Origin of the sequence: Agaribacterium haliotis, assembly GCF_002312815.1 — a bacterium.
Taxonomy (GTDB): domain Bacteria; phylum Pseudomonadota; class Gammaproteobacteria; order Pseudomonadales; family Cellvibrionaceae; genus Agaribacterium; species Agaribacterium haliotis.
On the sequence record NZ_NKQJ01000015.1, the window covers coordinates 24,073 to 45,301 of the forward strand.

Sequence of the window (21,229 nt, forward strand, 5' to 3'; positions counted from 1 at the left end):
TATTTATATACTTTTTCGCAAGGTAGTGATTGAGTCAAAAAGACTATGCAAAATATCGTCCGCAAACAGCTCTTCCAAACTGAACTGTAAGCGACGGCTCCAATTTTCATGCTCCAGATAGGTGCCGGGAACATTGACCGGCGCATCCATCATCATTAAATCTTCAAGTTGCACCATAAAGAATTGAGACGATGCCTGACTGACAAAACGCAAAATTGCGTGAACTAAGTCGACATCCGCGGCTTTACCGCTGTCATTCACAGACCAGCTCACAGGCAACATATTATCGGCCTGCATCAAGCTGAGCAGATGACAGCGCTCGCGCTCGCGCAGCGCCTGGGCATTTTCTAAGGTATTGTTATTGCCGAGCAGATCAAGGCTATCGCGAAGCTCGAGATCGCTGGCGTTCCACCAACTGACGATGGTCGGAACATCGTGGTTGTTAAGCATCGCCAAGGCGTGGTGAGCGTAGTCGCGAGGGTGCTTAAAGCGATCTTCTGCAACTTTTTCAAAATAAAATACTTTGTTGCTGTATAGGCCAGTGCGCTGCATTTCTAGCTTAAACTCTTCGGGAACGATGCCGAGGTCTTCGGCAATAATTGCGCACTTGTGCAAATGACTCTCGAGGCAGAGCAAGCCGAGCAGCTCTTTAAATGGGTAATAAATATACGCGCCTTTATCGGCCGTCGCCCCCGGCGGGCACCACCACAGGCGGTATAAACTCATGGCGTGATCAATGCGCAGGGCGCCGCAGTGAGTCATATTACTGCGCAGTAATTTAATATAATGCGCAAAGCCGGTGCGACGCAGTTCGGCTGGGTCCATCGGCGGCAACCCCCAATTTTGCCCTGTCAGAGCCAGCGGGTCGGGCGGTGCACCGACAGATGCATCGTGGCAAAACAATTTACCGTTGCTTTGCACTTCACATCCACCACCATTGGCGCCAACGGCCAGGTCTCTGACCAAACCTAAGCTCATGCCAGCGGCATCTGCGGCTTTTTGGCACAGTTCAAACTGCTCGTCTGACTGCCACTGCAAATAGCAATAAAAGGCCAATAGTTGGTGCTCACTTTGGCTGAGCAAAAGCATTTGTAAGGATTTTAATAAGTCTTTTTTGTTGCCGCTATTACGCTGGATTGATTCTGGCGCCCAATTGTTTTGCACCTGATAGTTGGCAAAATCAAGCAGGGTATTGTCACTTTGTTCAATATAACGAACAAAAACCTCACGCTTACCTGCGCTCAAATAATTGTTAAAACAATACCAAAGCGCCTGATACTTAAGCTGGCGCTGCGCTTCAAAATTAACGTGGCTGCGCTGCCGCTCGTTGTTAATGGCATCTTCGTTAACAAACTTTGTATCAAAGCCGCAGGCTTGTTCAACATCGATATACAGTGCGTTTAAAAAGCGTCTATCGGATGGGTTGTAAGGGCTGTAATCGTGTTTAAGATTACTCTGCAATGCGTGAAATGGGTTGAGCCCGATAACATCGACGCCCCAATTAGACGATTCAATAATCAAGCGCTGTAAATCACTGAAATCGCCGATGCCCCAGTTGTGATTCGACTTTAATGTATAAAGCTGAATCAACAGGCCCCAGGGTTTAGCCTGCTGATCGCCGGCCCAGTCCGGCAGCCAGGCCTGTTCTGGCGCAGCGGCCAACTTCGTTGTTTGACTGCGGCGCTCGCCACAGAGCTCAAAATCGTAGTAATTTGCATCCAGGTGGCCGAGCTGCAGACGCCGGCGTGTATAGCGCCTGCCCTCGTGCACATAGTCGCCAACTTCTTCGAGCTCGGCGGGAACAAACACGCCTTGATTAATTAATTCGCCAGATTCAGTATTTAAACGCCAGCGAAAATTTTCGCCGAGTTCTTCGGGGGGGAAATTAATATCGGCGTAGCCGCCGATGGCAGAAATAAGCTCAAGCGGGGGTAACCAGCTTTGCCAAGGTTTGATATCAAGCTCAAACGCTTCTTGTGCAACAGCGCCGGGGTCGTCGGTATTAACCCCCATAGCCTGCAGAAGTTTTAAGCGATTTTCGATCGGTACGGGCGTTAGTTCGCCGCGAAAATTGTAAAAATCAGGCGCAATGCCGCGCCAGTAAAACAGGCGGTCGAGGTCACTCATCTACGCTGCTCATACTCCCTTGATTCTGATTGTGTCTGAACTGCGCACGCATCGCTAAAGCACAAGGCTAAAACACCCTGCGATGAGCCTGAGTACAGGCCCAACCATATTAGCAGGAATTACGTGACATGCGAGAGACAATACAAGGAGGCTGATGCCAGCTTCAATGCTTTGCTTTATTTTGGTCAAAAAAAAACCGGGCATTGCCCGGCTTTTGGAGTTTTACCGCTGATTTTTAATCTTCAGCTTCAACCACTTCGTCTTCTACAATCGGTGCAGGACGATCAACCAGCTCAACATAGGCCATAGGCGCCTTGTCGCCAGCGCGATAGCCGCACTTGAGAATACGCAGATAACCACCGGGGCGGTTTTCGTAACGCGGGCCGATTTCGCTGAACAGCTTGCCGACGGTCGCTTTGTTACGGGTGCGATCGAACGCGAGACGACGATTGGCAACACTGTCTACCTTAGACAGAGTGATCAACGGCTCGGCGTAGCGACGCAGTTCTTTTGCCTTAGGCAAAGTAGTTTTGATGACTTCGTGCTCAACCAGAGATGCCACCATGTTTTTAAACATGGCCTTGCGGTGAGAGCTATTTCTGTTGAGTTGACGGCCACTGTGACGATGACGCATAGCAACAACCTTTAACTTAATTTTGGCGCGCGCACTGCGCGCCGTATTCTACTCTTTAAAACCAAGCCGTTAGCTTAGTCGTTTTTCAGACTGGCTGGTGGCCAGTTTTCCAGACGCATACCCAGAGACAAACCACGCGAAGCGAGCACGTCCTTAATTTCGGTCAATGACTTCTTACCGAGATTAGGGGTCTTCAGCAGCTCAACTTCGGTGCGCTGGATTAAGTCACCGATGTAGTAGATGTTCTCAGCTTTGAGGCAGTTCGCAGAGCGAACAGTCAGCTCAAGATCATCGACAGGGCGCAACAGGATAGGATCGATTTGCTCTTCCTTCTCCTCAGGCTCTGCAGCTTTTTCACCTTCGAGATCAACAAACACGGCCAGCTGTTGCTGGAGGATGGTCGCGGCGCGGCGAATGGCGTCTTCCGGATCGAGGGTACCGTTGGTTTCCAGATCCAATACCAGCTTATCGAGGTCAGTGCGCTGCTCAACACGAGCACTCTCAACCTTGTACGCAACGCGGCGAACAGGGCTATAAGATGCATCGAGTTGCAGGCGGCCGATAGAGCGAGTTTCGTCCTCGTCCTGACGGCGCGCATCTGCAGGCTCGTAGCCGCGGCCACGAGCAATTGTCAGACGCATGCTCAATTCGCTGTCGTTGTTGATGTTAGCCAGAACCAATTCTGGGTTAACAATCTCAACGTCGTGCTCAAGCTGAATATCGCCAGCTGTGACAGGGCCAGGGCCCCGCTTAACCAAGTTCAATACAACCTGGTCTTTGCCGTGCATGATGACAGCGACGTTTTTCAGGTTGAGCAGGATTTCTACAACATCTTCCTGCACACCTTCGATCGCACTGTATTCGTGCTGTACGCCGTCGATCTCGCACTCAACTACCGCACAACCCGGCATAGAAGACAGCAAGATGCGACGCAGCGCATTACCCAATGTATGACCAAAACCACGCTCAAGTGGCTCGAGAACCACTTTGGCATGAGTAGGCGCCAACTCCGTGACATCAATGTTGCGAGGTGTCAAAAGTTCGTTTACAGCACTCTGCATATACACACCCTTTCAGTGTTTATCCGTTTAGGTTTCGTCTAGATTAACGTCAAACGCGATTATTTTGAGTACAGCTCAACAATCAGGTTTTCGTTGATGTGAGCAGGCAGATCTTCACGATCTGGAACGCGCTTAAATACGCCTTCTTTTTTCTCAGCGCTCACATCGACCCACTCTACCTCAGCGCGCTGCGCTGAAATGTTGAGTGCGTTTTGAATACGCAGCTGATTTTTAGCCTTTTCACGAACGGCAACTACATCACCTTCTTTAATACGAAAAGAAGGAACGTTAACAACCTGGCCGTTTACGACAATCGCTTTGTGGCTTACCAATTGACGAGCTTCTGAACGCGTAGCGCCAAAACCCATGCGGTAAACAACATTATCAAGACGACGCTCGAGCAGTTGCAGCAGGTTTTCACCGGTTGCGCCTTTGATGCGAGCAGCTTCTTTATAGTAGTTGCGGAATTGCTTTTCCAGAACGCCGTAGAGACGACGAACTTTCTGCTTTTCACGCAGCTGAACACCGTAGTCGCTCAAGCGGCCGCGACGCGCACCGTGAACACCAGGGATGGTTTCAGCTTTACATTTACTTTCTAATGCACGTACACCGCTCTTTAAGAAAAGGTCAGTACCTTCACGGCGAGACAGTTTACAAGTAGGTCCAAGATAACGAGCCATTATTCAAACCCCCTTATACGCGACGTTTCTTCGGAGGACGACAGCCGTTATGAGGAACAGGAGTCGTGTCCGTAATATTTGTGATTTTGTAACCGATGTTGTTCAGAGCGCGAACTGCTGATTCGCGACCGGGGCCAGGGCCCTTAACTTCAACATCGAGGTTCTTTAAACCGTACTCTTGTGCAGCTTGACCTGCGCGCTCGGCAGCTACCTGAGCAGCAAACGGAGTAGATTTACGAGAACCACGGAAACCGGAACCACCAGCGGTGGCCCATGACAGAGCGTTACCCTGACGATCGGTAATGGTTACGATGGTGTTGTTGAATGAAGCGTGAATGTGAGCAACGCCGTCAACAACTGTCTTTTTGACTTTTTTCTTGGCGGATTTTCCGCTTGGCTTAGCCATGATTCATCAGCCCCTTACTTCTTAATCGGTTTACGAGGACCTTTGCGCGTGCGCGCATTAGTCTTGGTACGTTGACCACGAAGCGGAAGGTTACGACGGTGACGCAGACCACGGTAGCAGCCTAAGTCCATCAAACGCTTGATGTTCATGGAAATTTCACGACGCAGGTCGCCTTCCACGGTGAGTTTTGCAACTTCAGCGCGGATTTCGTCCATTTTTGCTTCGTCGATAGAACCGATTTTAGTAGATTCTTCGATGCCAACGGCAGCACAGATCTGCTGAGCAGTGGTGCGACCAACCCCATATACATAGGTCAGGGAGATGACGGCATGCTTGTTGTCAGGAATATTGACCCCAGCGATACGAGCCATTAAAAGCACTCCAATTTTAGATATGTTTCAGTGTTAACAGCAGTCGTCGCGCTTGCGCTATAGACCACTTTTGGATTAGCCCGACAATTGTCGAACGACAGTCAACACCGTGAGTTTATTAGCCCAGTAAGGGATAAAAGGCCAGGACCCTAAGTCCACGCCCAAAAGCAATTAGCCTTGACGCTGCTTGTGACGTGGCTCAGCACTGCAGATAACGCGAACAGTACCTTTGCGACGCACGATTTTGCAGTTACGGCATACTTTTTTTACAGATGCACGAACTTTCATCGTCTTACCTCTACATGAAAGGCCGTGGATTTTATCCACGGCGAAAAAAAAGTCAAGAGCAAAACTCAATTGAGCCTTGCTCTTGACCGTTTATAGCGAATTAACGGCGACCGTAACTTTGCAGGTTGGCCTTTTTCATCACTGAGTCATATTGATGACTCATCAGGTGGCTCTGAATCTGCGCCATAAAGTCCATTACAACCACAACGACAATCAACAGTGAGGTACCGCCAAGCAGTACCGGGATATCTGCGCTGTAGATAAGAATCTGGGGCAACAGAGCAACACCGGCAATGTACAGTGAACCCACCACAGTCAGTCGCGTAAGAATGTTGTCGATATAACGCGCACTCTGCTCACCGGGACGAATACCGGGAATGTAGGCACCACCTTTTTTAAGGTTGTCGGCAACTTCTTTGGGGTTGTAGATCATCGCGGTATAGATAAAGCAGAAGGCGATAATCAATACTGCAAAGATCACATAGTTAAGCGGTTGTCCGGGCCCAATCATCAGAGCAATGTCTTGTAAGATCTCACCGGTTTTACCTTCGCTGGCGTTGCCGCTCCACTGCGCGATAGAAGCTGGGAACAACAGGATGGACGAGGCAAAGATTACCGGGATAACACCGGCCATATTAATCTTCAGCGGCAAGTGGCTGGTATTTTGCGCGACGTGCCCCTGGCGACCAACCTGCTTGCGAGCGTATTGGATGGTAATACGGCGCTGACCGCGTTCCATACGCACCACAAACCAAACAATGGCGGTTGCAGCAAAACCAAGTGCCAACAGCATCAGCGGGTGAAGATCGCCCTGACGGGTACTTTCGAAAGCTTGACCGACAGCGCTGGGCAAGCCCGCGACAATACCGGCAAAGATCAACATCGAAATACCGTTGCCAACACCGCGCTCAGTAATTTGCTCACCGAGCCACATCATAAATACGGCACCGGTTACCAGCGAGGTCACGGCGATGACATAAAAACTCATCGGGTGCAGACCGGCGTAGGCAAAACCACTCCCGGCCATACCGGCAACAGTAACAGCAGCCTGAACCAGAGCCAGAACAACCGTTAACCAGCGCGTATACTGGCTAATTTTGCGGCGCCCTGCTTCGCCTTCTTTTTTCAACGCTTCGAGCGACGGCGTCACTGCACTCATCATCTGCATAATAATCGATGCAGAGATGTAGGGCATGATACCCAGAGCGAGAATACTCATACGCTCAAAAGCACCACCCGAGAACATATTAACCATGCCAAGGATAGTGCCTGAGTTTTGTTCAAACAGCTGCGCGACGCGCTCTGGATCTATGCCAGGAACGGGAATGTGCGTACCTACGCGATAGATAAAAATAGCGAGCAATAAAAACTTAAGGCGAGCCCAGAGCTCGCCTAATCCTTTTTGATTCGCTAGAGGTAAACCACCTGGCTGTGCCATATCTTTCTCTCTTAGCTGCCTTAGTGTCGGAGTAACGCTTACTCTTCGATTTTACCGCCAGCAGCTTCAATTGCTGCACGGGCGCCTTTGGTCACAGCCAAACCTTTAACGGTTACAGCTTTACTAACGTCACCAGAAAGGAAAACTTTGGCGCGCTTAATACCAGCGCTGATCAAACCGGCTGACTTTAAAGCCTCCAGATCGATCACGTCGCCGCCGACGTTGTTCAACTCAGCAGTGCGAATCTCAGCAGTTACGCGGCCAACACGGCTAGTGAAGCCGTACTTGGGCAGACGCTTCTGCAAAGGCATTTGACCACCCTCGAAGCCGGGCTTAACACTGCCGCCGGAACGAGATTTTTGACCTTTGTGACCGCGACCGGCAGTCTTACCGAGACCGGAACCGATACCGCGACCTACGCGCTTGCCTTCTTTAACGCGACCAGGCGCAGGACTTAAAGTATTCAGACGCATCTTATTCACCCTCAACCTGAAGCAAGTAGTATGCTTTGTTAATCATGCCACGAGTTGAAGGCGTATCTTCTACTTCAACGGTGTGACCGATACGACGCAGGCCCAGACCCTTAACGCACGCAATGTGTGCTTTCAGGCGACCGGCGGTGCTTTTAATTTGAGTAACTTTTACTGTTTTCTTTGCCATGGTAATTCACCAGATGCGCGGCGCGAACGCCGCCGCATGAATTATCGAATTTCTTCTACAGACTTACCGCGTTTGGCTGCAACTTGCTCAGGAGAAGCCATGGAGCGCAGCGCTTCAAAAGTCGCGCGAACCACGTTAACGGGGTTAGTAGAGCCGTAACATTTGCCCAGTACGTTTTGTACACCGGCCATTTCAAGAACTGCACGCATTGCACCACCGGCAATAACACCAGTACCTTGTGACGCTGGCTGCATGTAAACCTTGGAGGCACCGTGGCGACCTTTAGTTGGGTACTGGATGGTGTCACCGTCCAGCTCAACAGAGATCATGTTACGACGAGCATTTTCCATTGCCTTCTGGATAGCGATAGGCACTTCACGCGCCTTGCCGCGACCGAAGCCAACACGACCTTCACCATCACCGACAACAGTCAGCGCGGTAAAGCCGAAGATACGACCACCTTTTACAGTTTTGGCAACGCGGTTAACCTGAACCAGCTTCTCGCGGAAACCTTCTGCATTGGCGTCATCACGGTTATTTTGTTGAGACATAACGTTACCCTTAGAAATCTAAACCAGCTTCGCGCGCAGCGTCAGCCAGAGCTTTAACACGGCCGTGGAATTTAAAACCGCTGCGGTCAAACGCAACTTTTTCAACACCGGCAGCTTTAGCGCGCTCTGCAATCAGAGCACCTACTTTAGACGCGGCATCGGCGTTGCCGGTGGCGCCCGCTTTCAGATCTTTTTCTACGGTTGATGCAGTCGCCAAAACTTTAGCGCCTTCGCCGTCAATGATCTGAGCATAGATGTGGCGAGGAGTGCGGTTAACGCACAGACGTGCAATTTTCAACTCACGAATCTTCGCGCGCGAGCGACGAGCGCGACGGAGTCTTGATGCTTTCTTGTCGTTCATAATCGTTTACCTGTCAGACCTTACTTCTTCTTAGCTTCTTTACGGCGGACGTATTCATCCGAGTAACGAATACCTTTGCCTTTATAAGGCTCTGGCTCACGGTAAGCGCGAATTTCCGCGGCTACTTGACCAAGAAGTTGCTTGTCAGCACTCTTCAATACGATTTCGGTTTGGCTTGGTGTTTCGGCAGTAACACCTTCTGGCAAGTTGTAGTCAACAGGGTGGGAAAGACCCAAGGCCATATTGACTGTTTTACCAGAGGCTTTTGCACGGTAACCAACACCGTTCAAAATCAATTTCTTTTCAAAACCTTTCTCGACACCGATAACCATGTTGTTAACCAGTGCACGAGTGGTGCCGGCCAGTGCTTTAGCTTCTTTGCTGTTATTAGCAGCTGCGAACTTCAGCACTTTATCTTCTTGTTCAACGTTAACTTGCTCGTGAACAACCAGGCTCAATTTGCCGTTCTTGCCGGAAACCTGTAAGTCTTGCCCTTTCAGGTCGATTTTTACTGCAGCAGGCAGTTCAACCGGGGCGTTAGCTACACGTGACATTGCTGTTTCCTAAATCTTTAACTCGTTAAATTAGAATACGGTGCAGAGAACTTCGCCACCAATACCTGCACTGCGTGCAGCGCGATCGGTCATAACACCTTTAGAGGTTGAAACGATCGCTACGCCGAGGCCACCGCGCACACTAGGCAGCTCGTTAGAGCTTACATAGTTGCGAAGACCTGGGCGGCTGCTGCGCTGAAGTTCGGCAATAACAGGCTTGCCATCAAAATACTTCAACTCAACAGTCAGTTCTTTTTTAACTTCACCTGCAACGCTGAAACCACCAACGTAACCTTCTTCAGTCAAAACGCGAGCGATTTCGGCTTTCAGATTTGATGAAGGTATGACCACGTCCGCCTTGCCAACCATTTGGGCATTGCGAATACGAGTCAGCATATCTGCAACGGTATCTTGCATACTCATTTTCTATACTCCTCTTACTTGCCCAATTACCAGCTGGCTTTAACCAAACCAGGAACGTCACCGCGCATCGCTGCTTCACGCAGCTTGTTGCGACACAGGCCAAACTTGCGGTAAACCGCATGTGGACGACCTGTTACACGACAACGACGCTGACCACGGCTCGGGCTGGAGTTACGAGGCAGCTTTTGCAGTTTAATTACCGCATCCCAAACATCATCTTCAGTAGACTCAGGGTTTGCGATAATCGCTTTCAATTCAGCGCGTTTTGCAGCGAATTTATCAACGGCCTTAGCACGTTTTGCTTCGCGAGCGATCATTGATTTCTTAGCCATGTTATTTCTACCCTAGCCTTTGAATGGGAAGTTAAATGCTTTCAACAGCGCACGACCTTCTTCGTCGTTGCGAGCGGTCGTGGTGATGCAAATATCTAAACCGCGCAGCTTGTCGACTTTGTCGTAATCGATCTCAGGGAAAATGATCTGCTCGGTCACACCCATAGAGAAGTTACCGCGACCGTCAAATTGCTTGGGGCTAATACCGCGGAAGTCGCGAACACGAGGGATCGAGATGTTAATCAGACGATCCAAAAACTCGTACATTTTCTCTTGACGCAGAGTAACTTTGGTACCGATGGGCCAGCCTTCACGAACTTTAAAGCCCGCGATAGATTTACGCGCTTTGGTCACGACAGGTTTTTGACCGGCAATCTTTTCCAGGTCAGCTGTTGCATTCTCTAATACTTTTTTGTCTGCCAAAGCTTCACCAACACCCATGTTGATGGTGATTTTGGTGATCTTGGGCACTTCCATAACGTTGTCTAGCTTCAGCTCTTCTTTCAGCTTTGCTACAACTTCGTTAGTGTAAAACTCTCTTAAGCGGGCCATGTTTTTTACTCTGCTTAATTATCGAACACGAAGCGATCGGTCTTAGCCGTCTACCGCCTCGCCATTTGATTTAAATACGCGGATCTTTTTGCCGTCTTCCAAAGTTTTGATCGCAACTTTGTCAGCTTTTTGAGCTGATGAGTTGTAGATCGCTACGTTAGAGGCGTCAATTGGCGCTTCTTTCTCAACGATGCCACCTTGCACACCCAGTTGTGGGTTAGGCTTTTGGTGTTTTTTGATCATCTGTACACCGCCAACGATCAGACGACCGTCAGAGAGAACACGATTAATCTTGCCACGCTTACCTTTATCACGACCGGTGATAACAATGACTTCGTCGTTTTTCTTTAACTTTTGCATAAACTCTTTCCTCTCGACTGTAGATGCTTACAGCACCTCAGGTGCCAGAGAAATAATCTTCATGAACTTCTCAGAGCGAAGCTCACGCGTTACGGGGCCGAAGATACGAGTGCCAATCGGCGCGTCCTGGGTGTTAAGCAGAACTGCAGCGTTTTGGTCGAAACGAATCAGAGAACCGTCCTGACGACGAATACCTTTTTTGGTACGTACGACGACAGCGTTCATTACTTGACCTTTCTTAACTCGACCGCGAGGAATTGCTTCCTTAACAGTCACTTTAATAATGTCACCAATACGAGCGTAGCGACGGTGAGAACCACCGAGCACTTTGATACACATAACACGACGTGCACCGCTGTTATCAGCAACATCGAGATAGCTTTCTGTTTGAATCATTACTGTCTCTCCAAATGTCTTGCGGCGGCGTTAAATTTCTTTAGCGCGCTCGTCGATAGACTGCAGAGCCCATGACTTTGTCTTAGACAGAGGACGGGTTTCAGCGATGGTTACAGTATCGCCGATGTTGCAATCGTTGTTTTCGTCATGAGCCTTCAATTTTGAAGACTTAAGTACATACTTGCCGTAAACAGGGTGCTTAACTTTGCGCTCGATCTTAACAACGATGGACTTGTCCATCTTGTTGCTAACTACCTGGCCTTTAAGCGTACGGACCAATTTCTTCGCTTCAGTCATTGTTAGTTACCTGCCTTTTGACTAAGTGCGGTTTTAACTCGAGCGATATCACGACGCGTTTGCTTAAGCAGGTGCGTTTGATTCAGCTGGCCAGTGTTCTTCTGCATGCGCAGTTTAAACTGAGACTCCAGCAGAGAAAGCTCTTCAGCCTTCAGCTCTTCAACGGTCATTTCGCTGTAATTTTTTTCGCTCATTACATTACCGTCCGTTTAACAAAAGTAGTTTTGAAAGGAATCTTAGCTGCAGCCAGTGCAAACGCTTCGCGAGCCAGCTCTTCGCTAACACCTTCCATTTCGTAAAGTACACGACCCGGCTGAATCTGGCATACCCAGTATTCAACGTTACCCTTACCTTTACCTTGACGAACCTCGAGAGGCTTCTCAGTAATTGGCTTGTCAGGAAAGACGCGGATCCAAATTTTACCGCCACGTTTAATGTGACGAGTCATGGCACGACGAGCCGCTTCAATTTGACGCGCAGTAATACGACCACGGGCAACGGCTTTAAGTCCATATTCACCAAAACTAACTTTCGAGCCACGCAGTGCTAAACCACGGTTACGTCCCGTCTGCTGTTTTCTGAATTTTGTACGTTTTGGCTGCAACATTGTTGGCTAACCCTTTCTCAATTCTTTAAATCTTATTCGCCTGAAAATTAAATTTTCAGCTTACTTTTTAGATTTTTTCTTTGGCTGCTTGGCAGGCTCTTGCTCTTCAACACCGCCGATGACTTCACCTTTGAAGATCCAAACTTTGACACCGATGATGCCGTAAGTAGTTAGACCTTCTGCAGTTGCGTAGTCGATATCAGCACGCAGCGTATGAAGAGGAACACGACCTTCGCGATACCACTCAGTACGAGCAATCTCCGCACCGCCGAGACGACCGCCAACCTGAACTTTCACACCTTGAGCGCCTTGACGCATGGCATTTTGTACAGCGCGCTTCATAGCGCGGCGGAACATAACACGACGCTCGAGCTGCTGAGCTACGCTCTGGGCAACCAAAGCTGCGTCGAGATCAGGCTTGCGAATTTCTTCGATATTGATGTGAACCGGTACGCCCATCTCTTTAGAGATTTCCGCGCGCAGCTTTTCAACATCTTCACCTTTTTTACCGATAACGATGCCAGGGCGTGCAGTGTGAATTGTCACACGAGCAGTGTTGGCAGGACGCTCGATATCAATACGGCTTACAGAAGCGTGAGCGAGTTTCTTTTCAACAAACTCACGAACTTTTAAGTCTGTATTGAGTTTGTCTGCGTACTCTTTCTTACCGGCATACCAAGTTGAGCGATGACGCTTAACAATGCCGAGACGAATACCTGTAGGATGTACTTTCTGACCCATAAGTCGCTCTCTCTTATTCCGCTACTTTCACAGTAATGTGACAAGTGCGCTTCAAAATACGATCTGCGCGCCCTTTTGCACGAGGCTGAATACGCTTCATAGTGAAGCCTTCATCAACAAAAATGGTTGATACTTTCAGCTCATCAACATCCGCACCTTCGTTGTGCTCGGCGTTGGCAATTGCTGACTCAAGCACTTTCTTAACCAGTTGTGCGCCTTTTTTAGTGCTGAAAGTAAGAATATCCAGCGCCTCTTCAACAGGCTTACCGCGAACTTGGTCTGCAACCAGGCGTGCTTTTTGAGCCGACAATCGAGCGCCGCGTAATACTGCTGCTACTTCCATCGTTCTACTCCGAATTAACTATTAACGCTTGGCTTTTTTATCAGCCACGTGTCCGCGATAAGTGCGGGTTGGGGCAAACTCACCCAGTTTGTGACCGACCATCTCTTCCGAGACAAGTACAGGCACATGCTGACGGCCGTTATGAACAGAAATCGTCAGGCCAACCATGTTTGGGAGAATCATGGATCGACGTGACCAAGTTTTAATTGGACGACGATCGTTTTTTTCAGCTGCGACTTCAACTTTAGCCAGCAGGTGATGGTCAATAAACGGACCTTTTTTCAGCGAACGTGGCACTAGAATACCCTCTTAACCTTTAGCGTAAGACGCTTACTTTTTGTTTCGACGGCGTACGATCATCTTATCGGTACGCTTGTTCTTACGAGTCTTATAACCCTTAGCCGGTGTACCCCAAGGTGATACCGGATGACGGCCACCAGAAGTACGACCTTCACCACCACCGTGCGGGTGATCTACCGGGTTCATCGCAACACCGCGAACGGTTGGGCGAATACCACGCCAGCGCGTAGCACCAGCTTTACCCAGTGAACGCAGGCTGTGTTCGCTGTTGCTCACCTCACCGAGGGTTGCACGACAGTCAGCAAGAACACGTCGCATTTCACCACTGCGCAAACGCAGGGTTGCATGGCGGCCTTCGCGAGCAACCAGCTGTACAGAAGTACCCGCAGAGCGAGCCAACTGAGCGCCTTTGCCAGGCTTCAACTCAACACAGTGAACAGTGCTACCAACTGGCACGTTGCGCAGCGGCAGAGTATTGCCCACTTTAATGTCAGCAGCGTCGCCGCTAACAATGGTGTCGCCAGACTTCAAACCCTTAGGGGCGATAATGTAGCGACGCTCACCATCGAGGTAGCAAATCAAAGCAATGTGCGCGGTACGATTTGGATCGTACTCAATGCGTTCAACCTTGGCTGGGATACCATCTTTGTTGCGCTTAAAGTCAACAACACGGTAACGCTGTTTGTGACCACCACCGCGGTGACGAGTAGTGATACGACCCAGGTTGTTACGACCACCGCTCTTTGGAGCACTGTCCAGAAGAGGGCCGTAAGGCGCGCCTTTGTGCAGATCAGCATTAACAACATCTACAACAAAACGGCGACCGGGAGACGTAGGTTTACGTTTTACAATAGCCACTTCTCTTCTCCTTACTCAGCGATCGCAAAGTCGATTTCTTGACCTTCGGCCAAGCTGACGTAAGCTTTTTTCCAGTCGCTGCGGCGACCGAGACCAAAACGAGTACGCTTGGTCTTACCTTTGACGTTCAGCACGCGAACCTGTTCAACTTTGACATCAAACACTTTCTCAACGGCTGCACGAATTTCGTCTTTAGTTGCATCTTTAATTACTTTAAAAACAACCTGGTTAGCCAACTCAGCTACACGGGTAGTTTTCTCAGAGATCACAGGCGCAAGAATTACTTTGTATAAACGCGCTTCACTCATGCCAAAGCCTCCTCAAGCTTCTTAAGGGCGGCAACAGTGACCAACACCTTGTCAAAACCAACCAGACTTACTGGATCAACGCCCTGAATATCGCGAACATCAACGCGGTGCAGGTTGCGCGCAGCGAGGTACAGATTCTCTTGAACATCTTCAACAACAATCAGCACATCACTCAGATCGTAGTCAGCCAGCTTTTGAACCAGAGCTTTGGTTTTAGGGGCTTCAACAGCGAAGTCTTCCACAACAACCAAACGCTCAGAACGAGCCAACTCAGAGAAAATACTGCGCAAAGCGGCGCGGTACATTTTCTTATTCAGCTTTTGACTGTAGTCACGTGGAGAAGCGGCAAAAGTCACACCACCGCTGCGCCACAATGGGCTACGAATAGTACCGGCACGAGCGCGACCAGTACCTTTTTGACGCCATGGCTTTTTGCCACCGCCGCTCACATCAGAGCGAGACTTTTGCGCCTTGCTACCCTGACGAGCACCCGCCGCATAGGCAACTACGGCCTGATGCACGAGGTCTTGATTAAACTCTTTACCGAAGGCTTCGTCAGATACTGCAACTGTACCTTTTTGACCCTGCGGAGTAGTAATGTTGAGTTCCATGGTTAACTCCTAGAACACGAAATCTTTAGTGAGCCGACTTAGGCGTTTTTCAGCTTGACAGCAGGACGCACAATTACGTCACCACCAGGTGCACCAGGAACAGCACCTTTAACAAGCAGTAAGCCACGCTCTGCATCTACGCGAACAACCTCAAGATTCTGAACAGTTGAACGCTCCGCACCCATGTGGCCGGCCATCTTCTTGCCTTTAAACACACGACCAGGTGTTTGACACTGACCGATAGAACCAGGAGCACGGTGAGAAATTGAGTTACCGTGAGTAGCGTCTTGCATGTGGAAGTTCCAACGCTTAACACCACCGGCAAAACCTTTACCTTTAGAGGCACCAGTAACATCAACTTTTTGACCAGCTTCGAAACGCTCAACAGTGAGAGCCGCACCAACTTCGATGGCCTCACCCGCTTCGTTGCGGAATTCCCAAAGACCACGACCAGCCTCTTGCTCCGCCTTAGCGAAGTGACCTGCTGCAGGCTTAACTACACGACTGGCGCGACGAGCACCAACGGTAACCTGAACAGCTTCATAGCCGTCTGAATCTACAGTCTTAACTTGTGTAACACGGTTAGCTTCTACTTCAATAACCGTTACAGGGATAGACTGACCTTCGTCAGTAAAAACACGTGTCATGCCGCTTTTGCGACCGACTAAACCGATAGTCATCTTTTAACCTCTTCGTGTACGGGGCTTTCCCCCATTAACCCGGGACCCGCTATGGCCGCCCATTTCAGAGCGTTACACCACGGAATTTAGCCCAGACTAATTTGAACCTCTACACCCGCTGCCAGATCGAGCTTCATCAGAGCATCAACTGTTTTTTCAGTTGGCTCGACAATGTCCAGCAGACGCTTGTACGTGCGAATCTCGTATTGATCGCGCGCATCTTTGTTTACATGAGGCGAAATCAACACTGTGTAGCGCTCTTTACGGGTAGGCAGTGGGATCGGGCCACGAACCTGAGCACCGGTGCGCTTGGCAGTATCTACAATTTCCTGAGTGGAAGCGTCAATCAACTTGTGATCAAAGGCTTTCAGACGGATTCTGATACGCTGATTTTGCATCTAAGCTAAACTCCAAAATTCTTTAAAGAACAATCGCCTTCGAGGCCAAACAAATGAGCCCGGGGCGAAATGAGCGCGCATTCTATTGACCTGACCGGATACTGTCAAGCGCATTTTGTATAGAAATACAACAAAGCGAACAAAGCGACCGCAAAGGACAAATAAAAAGGGCCACCCTTGCGGGCAGCCCTTTTAAACAAGCACAAAAACGATGCTTAAGCGATGATCTTAGCTACAACACCCGCACCTACGGTACGGCCACCCTCACGGATAGCAAAACGCAGCCCCTCTTCCATCGCGATAGGCGCGATCAGCTCAACAGACATTTGAATGTTGTCGCCAGGCATTACCATTTCAACGCCTTCTGGCAGCTCACAAGCACCCGTTACGTCAGTAGTACGGAAGTAGAACTGAGGACGGTAACCTTTAAAGAAAGGAGTGTGACGACCGCCTTCATCTTTAGACAGCACGTAAACTTCGCCTTCAAACTTGGTGTGAGGAGTGATTGAACCTGGGATAGCCAGAACCTGACCACGCTCAACTTCGTCACGCTTGGTACCACGCAGAAGCACACCAACGTTCTCACCTGCACGACCTTCGTCGAGCAGCTTGCGGAACATCTCAACACCAGTACAAGTAGTGGTTTGAGTTTCTTTGATACCGACAATTTCGATTTCGTTACCAACGTTGATGATGCCGCGCTCAACACGACCGGTAACAACAGTACCACGACCAGAGATCGAGAATACGTCTTCAATTGGCATCAGGAACGGCTGATCAATAGCACGCTCTGGCTCAGGGATGTACTCGTCGAGAGTCTCAACCAGCTTCTTAACAGCAGAAGTACCGAGCTCGTTGTCGTCCTGGCCATTCAGAGCCATCAGAGCAGAACCGGCGATAATTGGCGTGTCGTCGCCAGGGAATTCGTAAGTGCTCAGCAGATCACGGATTTCCATGTCTACCAGCTCGAGCATCTCAGCGTATTCTTCAGAGTCAACGCCGCCACAGTCTTCTGCAAGCAGGTCAGCTTTGTTCAGGAATACAACGATGTAAGGAACACCAACCTGGCGAGACAGCAGGATGTGCTCGCGAGTCTGAGGCATAGGACCGTCGGTCGCGCCACAAACCAGGATAGCGCCATCCATCTGAGCAGCACCGGTAATCATGTTTTTAACGTAGTCGGCGTGACCCGGGCAGTCTACGTGGGCGTAGTGACGGCTTGGTGAATCGTACTCTACGTGAGAAGTAGCGATGGTGATACCGCGCTCGCGCTCTTCTGGAGCGTTATCGATCTCATCAAAGTTCTTCAGCTCACCGCCCCACACTTCAGCACAAACACGAGTCAGTGCAGCAGTCAGGGTAGTTTTACCATGGTCAACGTGACCGATGGTACCCACGTTGACGTGGGGTTTCGTACGTTCAAAAGTTTCTTTAGCCATTACAGCTCTCCTTTAAGTAAACAAGTCAGCCCCACGTTTGTTCGGCTGAGCTCAAATAAAACCTATTAAATAAAAATTAACCCATCGAGCAACACAGGCTTAGCCGTGCCGACCAATAATATCTTCGGCAACATTCGCCGGCGCTTCGGCGTAGCGCTCAAACTCCATCGTAAAGGTTGCCCTACCTTGAGTAGCAGAGCGCAAATCTGTGGCGTAACCAAACATTTCCGCAAGCGGCACTTCAGCGTCGACAACCTTACCCGATGGATTTTCATCCATACCGTGAATGATGCCCCGGCGACGATTTAAATCACCAACTACATCACCCATATTTTCTTCAGGCGTAACTACTTCAACTTTCATCATTGGCTCAAGCAACACCGCACTGCCTTCGTCGGCTAGCTTCTTGGTCGCCATCGAAGCAGCAATCTTAAAGGCCATTTCATTAGAGTCAACATCGTGAAAAGAGCCATCGTATAAAGTTGCCTTCAAACCGAGCAAAGGAAAGCCGGCAAGTACGCCGTTATCCATCTGTCCCTCGATACCTTTTTGCACTGCAGGAATAAAATCTTTCGGTACCGCACCACCAACAATTTCATTTACAAACTCGAGACCTTCGGCATTTGGATCTTCGGCGGGCTCAAACTTCAACCAAACATGACCGTACTGCCCTTTGCCGCCACTTTGGCGAACAAACTTACCTTCGATTTCACTAACCGCGGTAATACGCTCGCGATAAGCCACTTGCGGCTTGCCGATATTTGCCTCGACGCTGAATTCGCGACGCATGCGATCGACCAGAATATCCAGGTGCAATTCACCCATACCCGAAATAATGGTCTGCCCTGTTTCTTCGTCGGTTTTGACTTTAAAACTCGGGTCTTCCTGCGCCAGCTTGCCGAGTGCAATACCCATTTTTTCCTGGTCGGCCTGAGTTTTAGGCTCAACCGCAACCGAGATAACTGGCTCAGGGAAATCCATACGCTCGAGCACAATCTTGCCATTTTCAGCACAGAGGGTGTCGCCCGTAGTGACATCCTTAAGGCCAATGGCCGCAGCGATATCACCAGCCAGCACCTCTTTAATATCCTCGCGGCTATTGGAGTGCATTTGCACCATACGGCCGATGCGCTCTTTTTTACCTTTAACGGAGTTATATACCGCGCTGCCCGATTCGAGTTTGCCGGAGTAAACACGGAAGAAGGTCAAGGTGCCTACGTAAGGGTCCGTGGCAATTTTAAATGCGAGCGCAGAAAACGGCGCGCTGTCGTCAGCTTCACGCGCCTCTATTTCTTCACTGCCTTCGAGATGACCTTCGATTGCCTTAACCTCAGTCGGCGACGGCAGGTATTCAACAACGGCATCAAGCACAGCCTGAACACCCTTGTTTTTAAATGCGGAACCGCCGAGCACAGGCACAATTTCGTTGTTAATTGTGCGCTGGCGAATACCGGCTTTAATCTCTTCTTCGCTGAGCTCTCCCTCTTCAAGGTACCTTTCCATCAGCTCATCGCTGGACTCAGCAGCTGCTTCGACCAACTGCTCGTACAACAACTCACATTCGTCGGCCATATCCGCCGGAATATCGGCGTACTCGAACGTCATGCCCATATCATCCTCATTCCAGAGGATGGCTTTTTGTTTAATCAGGTCGACCACACCTTTAAATTCATCTTCTGCACCAATAGTCATTTGCAGGGGCACAGGGTTCGCACCGAGGCGATCTTTTAACTGCTCAACCACACTTAAAAAATCCGCGCCGGCCCTGTCCATCTTGTTGACAAAGACCATGCGCGGAACTTCGTATTTGTTGGCTTGGCGCCACACAGTTTCGGTCTGCGGCTGAACACCGGAAGAGCCACAAAGCACAACAACCGCTGCATCGAGCACACGCAAAGAGCGCTCTACCTCAATGGTGAAATCAACGTGCCCCGGCGTATCAATAATATTAATGCGGTGCTGATCAAACTGTTTTTGCATGCCCGACCAAAAACACGTCGTCGCCGCCGAGGTAATGGTAATACCGCGCTCTTGCTCCTGCTCCATCCAATCCATCGTTGCCGCACCGTCGTGCACCTCACCAATTTTGTGAGACAAGCCGGTATAAAACAGCACTCGCTCGGTAGTGGTGGTCTTACCTGCGTCGACATGAGCACAGATACCAATATTGCGATAGCGGGATATGGGAGTCTTACGGGCCACGGTATTTTCCTTAGTTTTTGCCCAATGCCGCGCAAATGCTCTACCCGGCGTTGATGACAAAGCTGTGAAATTTCTGTTCGTTAAAACCATAAAAGGCAGCCCGGAGGCTGCCTTTTAGTACCAATACAATAAATTGTATTAGAAGCGGAAGTGAGAGAAGGCCTTGTTGGCTTCTGCCATACGGTGCACATCTTCTCTTTTCTTAACCGCACTGCCTTTGCTTTGGCTAGCGTCGATCAGCTCACCCGCCAGGCGCTGAGCCATGGACTTTTCACCGCGACCGCGAGCGTATTCAACCAACCAACGCATGGCCAGAGCTTCGCGACGTGAAGGGCGAACTTCAACAGGCACCTGGTAAGTCGCACCACCAACACGGCGAGACTTAACTTCCACCAGAGGCGCTACGTTCTCAAGCGCTTCGGCGAAGATTTCCAGAGCTTCTTTGTCTGCTTTTTCTGCAACGATGTCGAGGGCACCGTAAACGATACGCTCAGCTACAGATTTTTTACCACTGATCATTACGTGGTTCATGAACTTGGCCAGAGTGACGTTGTTAAACTTCGGATCTGGCAGAATTTCGCGTTTCGCGACAACTCTTCTTCTAGGCATAATTGCTCTCTCTATTCAGGTTACTCCGAGACGTTTCACTCGAGGTGAACTTGCTCGGCCTTACTGAAATAAAATTTGTTTACTTAGGACGCTTGGCACCGTACTTAGAACGACGCTGACGACGGTCTGCAACACCTGAGGTATCCAGAGAACCGCGTACAGTGTGGTAACGTACACCAGGCAAATCCTTCACACGTCCACCGCGAATCAGAACAACACTGTGCTCTTGCAGGTTGTGACCTTCACCACCGATGTAGGAGGTGACTTCAAAACCACTTGTCAAACGTACACGACACACCTTACGCAAAGCCGAGTTTGGCTTCTTAGGGGTAGTAGTGTAAACGCGAGTACAAACACCACGACGCTGAGGGCAAGCCTCCAACGCAGGTACGGTGCTTTTTTTCGCAACACGTTTGCGCGGCTTACGGACCAACTGATTGATCGTTGCCATTGATTAATTACTCCAATGAGCCTCGTTAGAGGCGGTTTTCAAAGGTTTACCGAACGACCAGGCTGGCTAAAAACGGCTAGCCGGGGCAAATCGGGTGGCGCATTGTATAGATGCTGCCCAATTGAGTCAACTAAGCACCAGTAACGCAGGCTTGCGATGGCGGTGCTTAGCTGAAAACAAAGTCGAAGACT

General features: G+C 49.8%; 33 protein-coding genes. All 33 read right to left on the bottom strand.

Annotation, left to right across the window (positions count from 1 at the left end; genetic code table 11):
* Positions 1-3 precede the first annotated feature (3 nt).
* A complete protein-coding gene (gene malQ / locus CFK45_RS16055; protein WP_096087469.1) occupies positions 4-2,127 on the bottom strand; it encodes a 4-alpha-glucanotransferase in 2,124 nt (707 codons plus the stop codon).
* A gap of 235 nt (positions 2,128-2,362) precedes the next feature.
* A complete protein-coding gene (rplQ, locus tag CFK45_RS16060; RefSeq protein ID WP_096087470.1) occupies positions 2,363-2,761 on the bottom strand; it encodes a 50S ribosomal protein L17 in 399 nt (132 codons plus the stop codon).
* Positions 2,762-2,835: 74 nt separating this feature from the next.
* Positions 2,836-3,822, bottom strand: a complete 987-nt coding sequence (locus tag CFK45_RS16065; RefSeq protein ID WP_096087471.1) for a DNA-directed RNA polymerase subunit alpha — start codon at positions 3,820-3,822, stop codon at positions 2,836-2,838.
* Between the two features lie 59 nt (positions 3,823-3,881).
* A complete protein-coding gene (rpsD, locus tag CFK45_RS16070; RefSeq protein WP_096087472.1) occupies positions 3,882-4,502 on the bottom strand; it encodes a 30S ribosomal protein S4 in 621 nt (206 codons plus the stop codon).
* Between the two features lie 13 nt (positions 4,503-4,515).
* Positions 4,516-4,908, bottom strand: a complete 393-nt coding sequence (gene rpsK / locus CFK45_RS16075; protein ID WP_096087473.1) for a 30S ribosomal protein S11 — start codon at positions 4,906-4,908, stop codon at positions 4,516-4,518.
* 14 nt (positions 4,909-4,922) lie between these two features.
* Complete coding sequence (gene rpsM, locus CFK45_RS16080) at positions 4,923-5,279, bottom strand: 30S ribosomal protein S13 (RefSeq protein WP_096087474.1); 357 nt, start codon at positions 5,277-5,279, stop codon at positions 4,923-4,925.
* Positions 5,280-5,450: 171 nt separating this feature from the next.
* The gene (gene rpmJ, locus CFK45_RS16085; protein ID WP_096087475.1) at positions 5,451-5,567 is read right to left on the bottom strand and encodes a 50S ribosomal protein L36; all 117 of its coding nucleotides are present in this window, start codon (positions 5,565-5,567) and stop codon (positions 5,451-5,453) included.
* A gap of 100 nt (positions 5,568-5,667) precedes the next feature.
* Complete coding sequence (secY, locus tag CFK45_RS16090; RefSeq protein ID WP_096087476.1) at positions 5,668-7,005, bottom strand: preprotein translocase subunit SecY; 1,338 nt, start codon at positions 7,003-7,005, stop codon at positions 5,668-5,670.
* Between the two features lie 38 nt (positions 7,006-7,043).
* Positions 7,044-7,478 carry a 50S ribosomal protein L15 gene (rplO, locus tag CFK45_RS16095; protein ID WP_096087477.1) on the bottom strand — a complete coding sequence of 145 codons (435 nt, stop codon included), beginning with the start codon at positions 7,476-7,478 and terminating at the stop codon, positions 7,044-7,046.
* A 1-nt stretch (position 7,479) separates the two neighbouring features.
* The gene (rpmD, locus tag CFK45_RS16100; protein ID WP_096087478.1) at positions 7,480-7,665 is read right to left on the bottom strand and encodes a 50S ribosomal protein L30; all 186 of its coding nucleotides are present in this window, start codon (positions 7,663-7,665) and stop codon (positions 7,480-7,482) included.
* Between the two features lie 41 nt (positions 7,666-7,706).
* Positions 7,707-8,216, bottom strand: a complete 510-nt coding sequence (gene rpsE / locus CFK45_RS16105) for a 30S ribosomal protein S5 (protein ID WP_096087479.1) — start codon at positions 8,214-8,216, stop codon at positions 7,707-7,709.
* 10 nt (positions 8,217-8,226) lie between these two features.
* Positions 8,227-8,577 carry a 50S ribosomal protein L18 gene (rplR, locus tag CFK45_RS16110; RefSeq protein WP_096087480.1) on the bottom strand — a complete coding sequence of 117 codons (351 nt, stop codon included), beginning with the start codon at positions 8,575-8,577 and terminating at the stop codon, positions 8,227-8,229.
* 20 nt (positions 8,578-8,597) lie between these two features.
* Positions 8,598-9,131, bottom strand: coding sequence for a 50S ribosomal protein L6 (gene rplF / locus CFK45_RS16115; RefSeq protein ID WP_096087481.1), 534 nt, complete (start codon positions 9,129-9,131; stop codon positions 8,598-8,600).
* Between the two features lie 30 nt (positions 9,132-9,161).
* Complete coding sequence (gene rpsH / locus CFK45_RS16120) at positions 9,162-9,554, bottom strand: 30S ribosomal protein S8 (protein ID WP_096087482.1); 393 nt, start codon at positions 9,552-9,554, stop codon at positions 9,162-9,164.
* A 26-nt stretch (positions 9,555-9,580) separates the two neighbouring features.
* Positions 9,581-9,886 carry a 30S ribosomal protein S14 gene (gene rpsN / locus CFK45_RS16125; protein WP_096087483.1) on the bottom strand — a complete coding sequence of 102 codons (306 nt, stop codon included), beginning with the start codon at positions 9,884-9,886 and terminating at the stop codon, positions 9,581-9,583.
* A 12-nt stretch (positions 9,887-9,898) separates the two neighbouring features.
* A complete protein-coding gene (gene rplE, locus CFK45_RS16130; RefSeq protein ID WP_096087484.1) occupies positions 9,899-10,438 on the bottom strand; it encodes a 50S ribosomal protein L5 in 540 nt (179 codons plus the stop codon).
* Positions 10,439-10,480: 42 nt separating this feature from the next.
* Positions 10,481-10,798 (bottom strand): 50S ribosomal protein L24, encoded by a 318-nt coding sequence (gene rplX, locus CFK45_RS16135; protein WP_096087485.1) that lies wholly within the window; start codon positions 10,796-10,798, stop codon positions 10,481-10,483.
* A 27-nt stretch (positions 10,799-10,825) separates the two neighbouring features.
* The gene (gene rplN / locus CFK45_RS16140; RefSeq protein ID WP_096087486.1) at positions 10,826-11,194 is read right to left on the bottom strand and encodes a 50S ribosomal protein L14; all 369 of its coding nucleotides are present in this window, start codon (positions 11,192-11,194) and stop codon (positions 10,826-10,828) included.
* 30 nt (positions 11,195-11,224) lie between these two features.
* Complete coding sequence (rpsQ, locus tag CFK45_RS16145) at positions 11,225-11,491, bottom strand: 30S ribosomal protein S17 (RefSeq protein WP_096087487.1); 267 nt, start codon at positions 11,489-11,491, stop codon at positions 11,225-11,227.
* Positions 11,492-11,493: 2 nt separating this feature from the next.
* On the bottom strand, positions 11,494-11,685 hold the full coding sequence (gene rpmC, locus CFK45_RS16150; RefSeq protein WP_096087488.1) for a 50S ribosomal protein L29: 192 nt from the start codon (positions 11,683-11,685) through the stop codon (positions 11,494-11,496).
* Positions 11,685-12,098, bottom strand: coding sequence for a 50S ribosomal protein L16 (gene rplP, locus CFK45_RS16155; RefSeq protein WP_096087489.1), 414 nt, complete (start codon positions 12,096-12,098; stop codon positions 11,685-11,687). The genes rpmC and rplP overlap by 1 nt, the downstream gene beginning before the upstream one ends.
* Before the next feature lie 60 nt (positions 12,099-12,158).
* Positions 12,159-12,839 (bottom strand): 30S ribosomal protein S3, encoded by a 681-nt coding sequence (gene rpsC, locus CFK45_RS16160; RefSeq protein WP_096087490.1) that lies wholly within the window; start codon positions 12,837-12,839, stop codon positions 12,159-12,161.
* A 13-nt stretch (positions 12,840-12,852) separates the two neighbouring features.
* Complete coding sequence (gene rplV / locus CFK45_RS16165) at positions 12,853-13,182, bottom strand: 50S ribosomal protein L22 (protein ID WP_096087491.1); 330 nt, start codon at positions 13,180-13,182, stop codon at positions 12,853-12,855.
* Positions 13,183-13,203: 21 nt separating this feature from the next.
* Positions 13,204-13,479, bottom strand: coding sequence for a 30S ribosomal protein S19 (gene rpsS, locus CFK45_RS16170; RefSeq protein ID WP_096087492.1), 276 nt, complete (start codon positions 13,477-13,479; stop codon positions 13,204-13,206).
* 33 nt (positions 13,480-13,512) lie between these two features.
* Positions 13,513-14,340: a 50S ribosomal protein L2 gene (gene rplB, locus CFK45_RS16175; protein WP_096087493.1), complete on the bottom strand. Its 828-nt coding sequence runs from the start codon at positions 14,338-14,340 to the stop codon at positions 13,513-13,515.
* Between the two features lie 11 nt (positions 14,341-14,351).
* Complete coding sequence (gene rplW, locus CFK45_RS16180; protein WP_096087494.1) at positions 14,352-14,648, bottom strand: 50S ribosomal protein L23; 297 nt, start codon at positions 14,646-14,648, stop codon at positions 14,352-14,354.
* A complete protein-coding gene (gene rplD / locus CFK45_RS16185; protein WP_096087495.1) occupies positions 14,645-15,259 on the bottom strand; it encodes a 50S ribosomal protein L4 in 615 nt (204 codons plus the stop codon). Before rplD ends, rplW begins: the two co-directional genes overlap by 4 nt.
* Before the next feature lie 38 nt (positions 15,260-15,297).
* Entirely contained in the window at positions 15,298-15,939 is a 642-nt protein-coding gene (gene rplC, locus CFK45_RS16190; protein ID WP_096087496.1) for a 50S ribosomal protein L3, read from the bottom strand.
* A gap of 86 nt (positions 15,940-16,025) precedes the next feature.
* Positions 16,026-16,337 carry a 30S ribosomal protein S10 gene (gene rpsJ / locus CFK45_RS16195; RefSeq protein ID WP_096087497.1) on the bottom strand — a complete coding sequence of 104 codons (312 nt, stop codon included), beginning with the start codon at positions 16,335-16,337 and terminating at the stop codon, positions 16,026-16,028.
* Between the two features lie 215 nt (positions 16,338-16,552).
* On the bottom strand, positions 16,553-17,776 hold the full coding sequence (gene tuf, locus CFK45_RS16200; protein WP_096087498.1) for an elongation factor Tu: 1,224 nt from the start codon (positions 17,774-17,776) through the stop codon (positions 16,553-16,555).
* A gap of 99 nt (positions 17,777-17,875) precedes the next feature.
* Entirely contained in the window at positions 17,876-19,978 is a 2,103-nt protein-coding gene (gene fusA, locus CFK45_RS16205; protein WP_096087499.1) for an elongation factor G, read from the bottom strand.
* A gap of 138 nt (positions 19,979-20,116) precedes the next feature.
* Positions 20,117-20,587, bottom strand: coding sequence for a 30S ribosomal protein S7 (rpsG, locus tag CFK45_RS16210; protein ID WP_096087500.1), 471 nt, complete (start codon positions 20,585-20,587; stop codon positions 20,117-20,119).
* Between the two features lie 79 nt (positions 20,588-20,666).
* Entirely contained in the window at positions 20,667-21,038 is a 372-nt protein-coding gene (gene rpsL, locus CFK45_RS16215) for a 30S ribosomal protein S12 (RefSeq protein ID WP_096087501.1), read from the bottom strand.
* Positions 21,039-21,229: the final 191 nt, after the last annotated feature.

Excerpts from the sequence above, each read along its gene's own strand:
- rpsH (WP_096087482.1), bottom strand. The coding sequence starts at position 9,554 with ATGAGTATGCAAGATACCGTTGCAGATATGCTGACTCGTATTCGCAAT.
- rplQ (WP_096087470.1), bottom strand. The coding sequence starts at position 2,761 with ATGCGTCATCGTCACAGTGGCCGTCAACTCAACAGAAATAGCTCTCAC.
- rpsE (WP_096087479.1), bottom strand. The coding sequence starts at position 8,216 with ATGTCTCAACAAAATAACCGTGATGACGCCAATGCAGAAGGTTTCCGC.
- rpmC (WP_096087488.1), bottom strand. The coding sequence starts at position 11,685 with ATGAGCGAAAAAAATTACAGCGAAATGACCGTTGAAGAGCTGAAGGCT.
- tuf (WP_096087498.1), bottom strand. The coding sequence starts at position 17,776 with ATGGCTAAAGAAACTTTTGAACGTACGAAACCCCACGTCAACGTGGGT.
- rplN (WP_096087486.1), bottom strand. The coding sequence starts at position 11,194 with ATGATTCAAACAGAAAGCTATCTCGATGTTGCTGATAACAGCGGTGCA.
- rplW (WP_096087494.1), bottom strand. The coding sequence starts at position 14,648 with ATGAGTGAAGCGCGTTTATACAAAGTAATTCTTGCGCCTGTGATCTCT.
- rpsQ (WP_096087487.1), bottom strand. The coding sequence starts at position 11,491 with ATGACTGAAGCGAAGAAATTGGTCCGTACGCTTAAAGGCCAGGTAGTT.
- rpsM (WP_096087474.1), bottom strand. The coding sequence starts at position 5,279 with ATGGCTCGTATCGCTGGGGTCAATATTCCTGACAACAAGCATGCCGTC.
- rplX (WP_096087485.1), bottom strand. The coding sequence starts at position 10,798 with ATGCAAAAGTTAAAGAAAAACGACGAAGTCATTGTTATCACCGGTCGT.
- rpsN (WP_096087483.1), bottom strand. The coding sequence starts at position 9,886 with ATGGCTAAGAAATCAATGATCGCTCGCGAAGCAAAACGTGCTAAGGCC.
- rplV (WP_096087491.1), bottom strand. The coding sequence starts at position 13,182 with ATGGAAGTAGCAGCAGTATTACGCGGCGCTCGATTGTCGGCTCAAAAA.
- rpsJ (WP_096087497.1), bottom strand. The coding sequence starts at position 16,337 with ATGCAAAATCAGCGTATCAGAATCCGTCTGAAAGCCTTTGATCACAAG.
- rpsK (WP_096087473.1), bottom strand. The coding sequence starts at position 4,908 with ATGGCTAAGCCAAGCGGAAAATCCGCCAAGAAAAAAGTCAAAAAGACA.
- rplE (WP_096087484.1), bottom strand. The coding sequence starts at position 10,438 with ATGGCCCGCTTAAGAGAGTTTTACACTAACGAAGTTGTAGCAAAGCTG.
- rpsG (WP_096087500.1), bottom strand. The coding sequence starts at position 20,587 with ATGCCTAGAAGAAGAGTTGTCGCGAAACGCGAAATTCTGCCAGATCCG.
- rplR (WP_096087480.1), bottom strand. The coding sequence starts at position 8,577 with ATGAACGACAAGAAAGCATCAAGACTCCGTCGCGCTCGTCGCTCGCGC.
- secY (WP_096087476.1), bottom strand. The coding sequence starts at position 7,005 with ATGGCACAGCCAGGTGGTTTACCTCTAGCGAATCAAAAAGGATTAGGC.
- rplC (WP_096087496.1), bottom strand. The coding sequence starts at position 15,939 with ATGACTATCGGTTTAGTCGGTCGCAAAAGCGGCATGACACGTGTTTTT.
- rpsL (WP_096087501.1), bottom strand. The coding sequence starts at position 21,038 with ATGGCAACGATCAATCAGTTGGTCCGTAAGCCGCGCAAACGTGTTGCG.
- rplO (WP_096087477.1), bottom strand. The coding sequence starts at position 7,478 with ATGCGTCTGAATACTTTAAGTCCTGCGCCTGGTCGCGTTAAAGAAGGC.
- rpmD (WP_096087478.1), bottom strand. The coding sequence starts at position 7,665 with ATGGCAAAGAAAACAGTAAAAGTTACTCAAATTAAAAGCACCGCCGGT.
- rplD (WP_096087495.1), bottom strand. The coding sequence starts at position 15,259 with ATGGAACTCAACATTACTACTCCGCAGGGTCAAAAAGGTACAGTTGCA.
- malQ (WP_096087469.1), bottom strand. The coding sequence starts at position 2,127 with ATGAGTGACCTCGACCGCCTGTTTTACTGGCGCGGCATTGCGCCTGAT.
- rplF (WP_096087481.1), bottom strand. The coding sequence starts at position 9,131 with ATGTCACGTGTAGCTAACGCCCCGGTTGAACTGCCTGCTGCAGTAAAA.
- rpsC (WP_096087490.1), bottom strand. The coding sequence starts at position 12,839 with ATGGGTCAGAAAGTACATCCTACAGGTATTCGTCTCGGCATTGTTAAG.
- rplP (WP_096087489.1), bottom strand. The coding sequence starts at position 12,098 with ATGTTGCAGCCAAAACGTACAAAATTCAGAAAACAGCAGACGGGACGT.
- rpsD (WP_096087472.1), bottom strand. The coding sequence starts at position 4,502 with ATGGCTCGTTATCTTGGACCTACTTGTAAACTGTCTCGCCGTGAAGGT.
- CFK45_RS16065 (WP_096087471.1), bottom strand. The coding sequence starts at position 3,822 with ATGCAGAGTGCTGTAAACGAACTTTTGACACCTCGCAACATTGATGTC.
- rpmJ (WP_096087475.1), bottom strand. The coding sequence starts at position 5,567 with ATGAAAGTTCGTGCATCTGTAAAAAAAGTATGCCGTAACTGCAAAATC.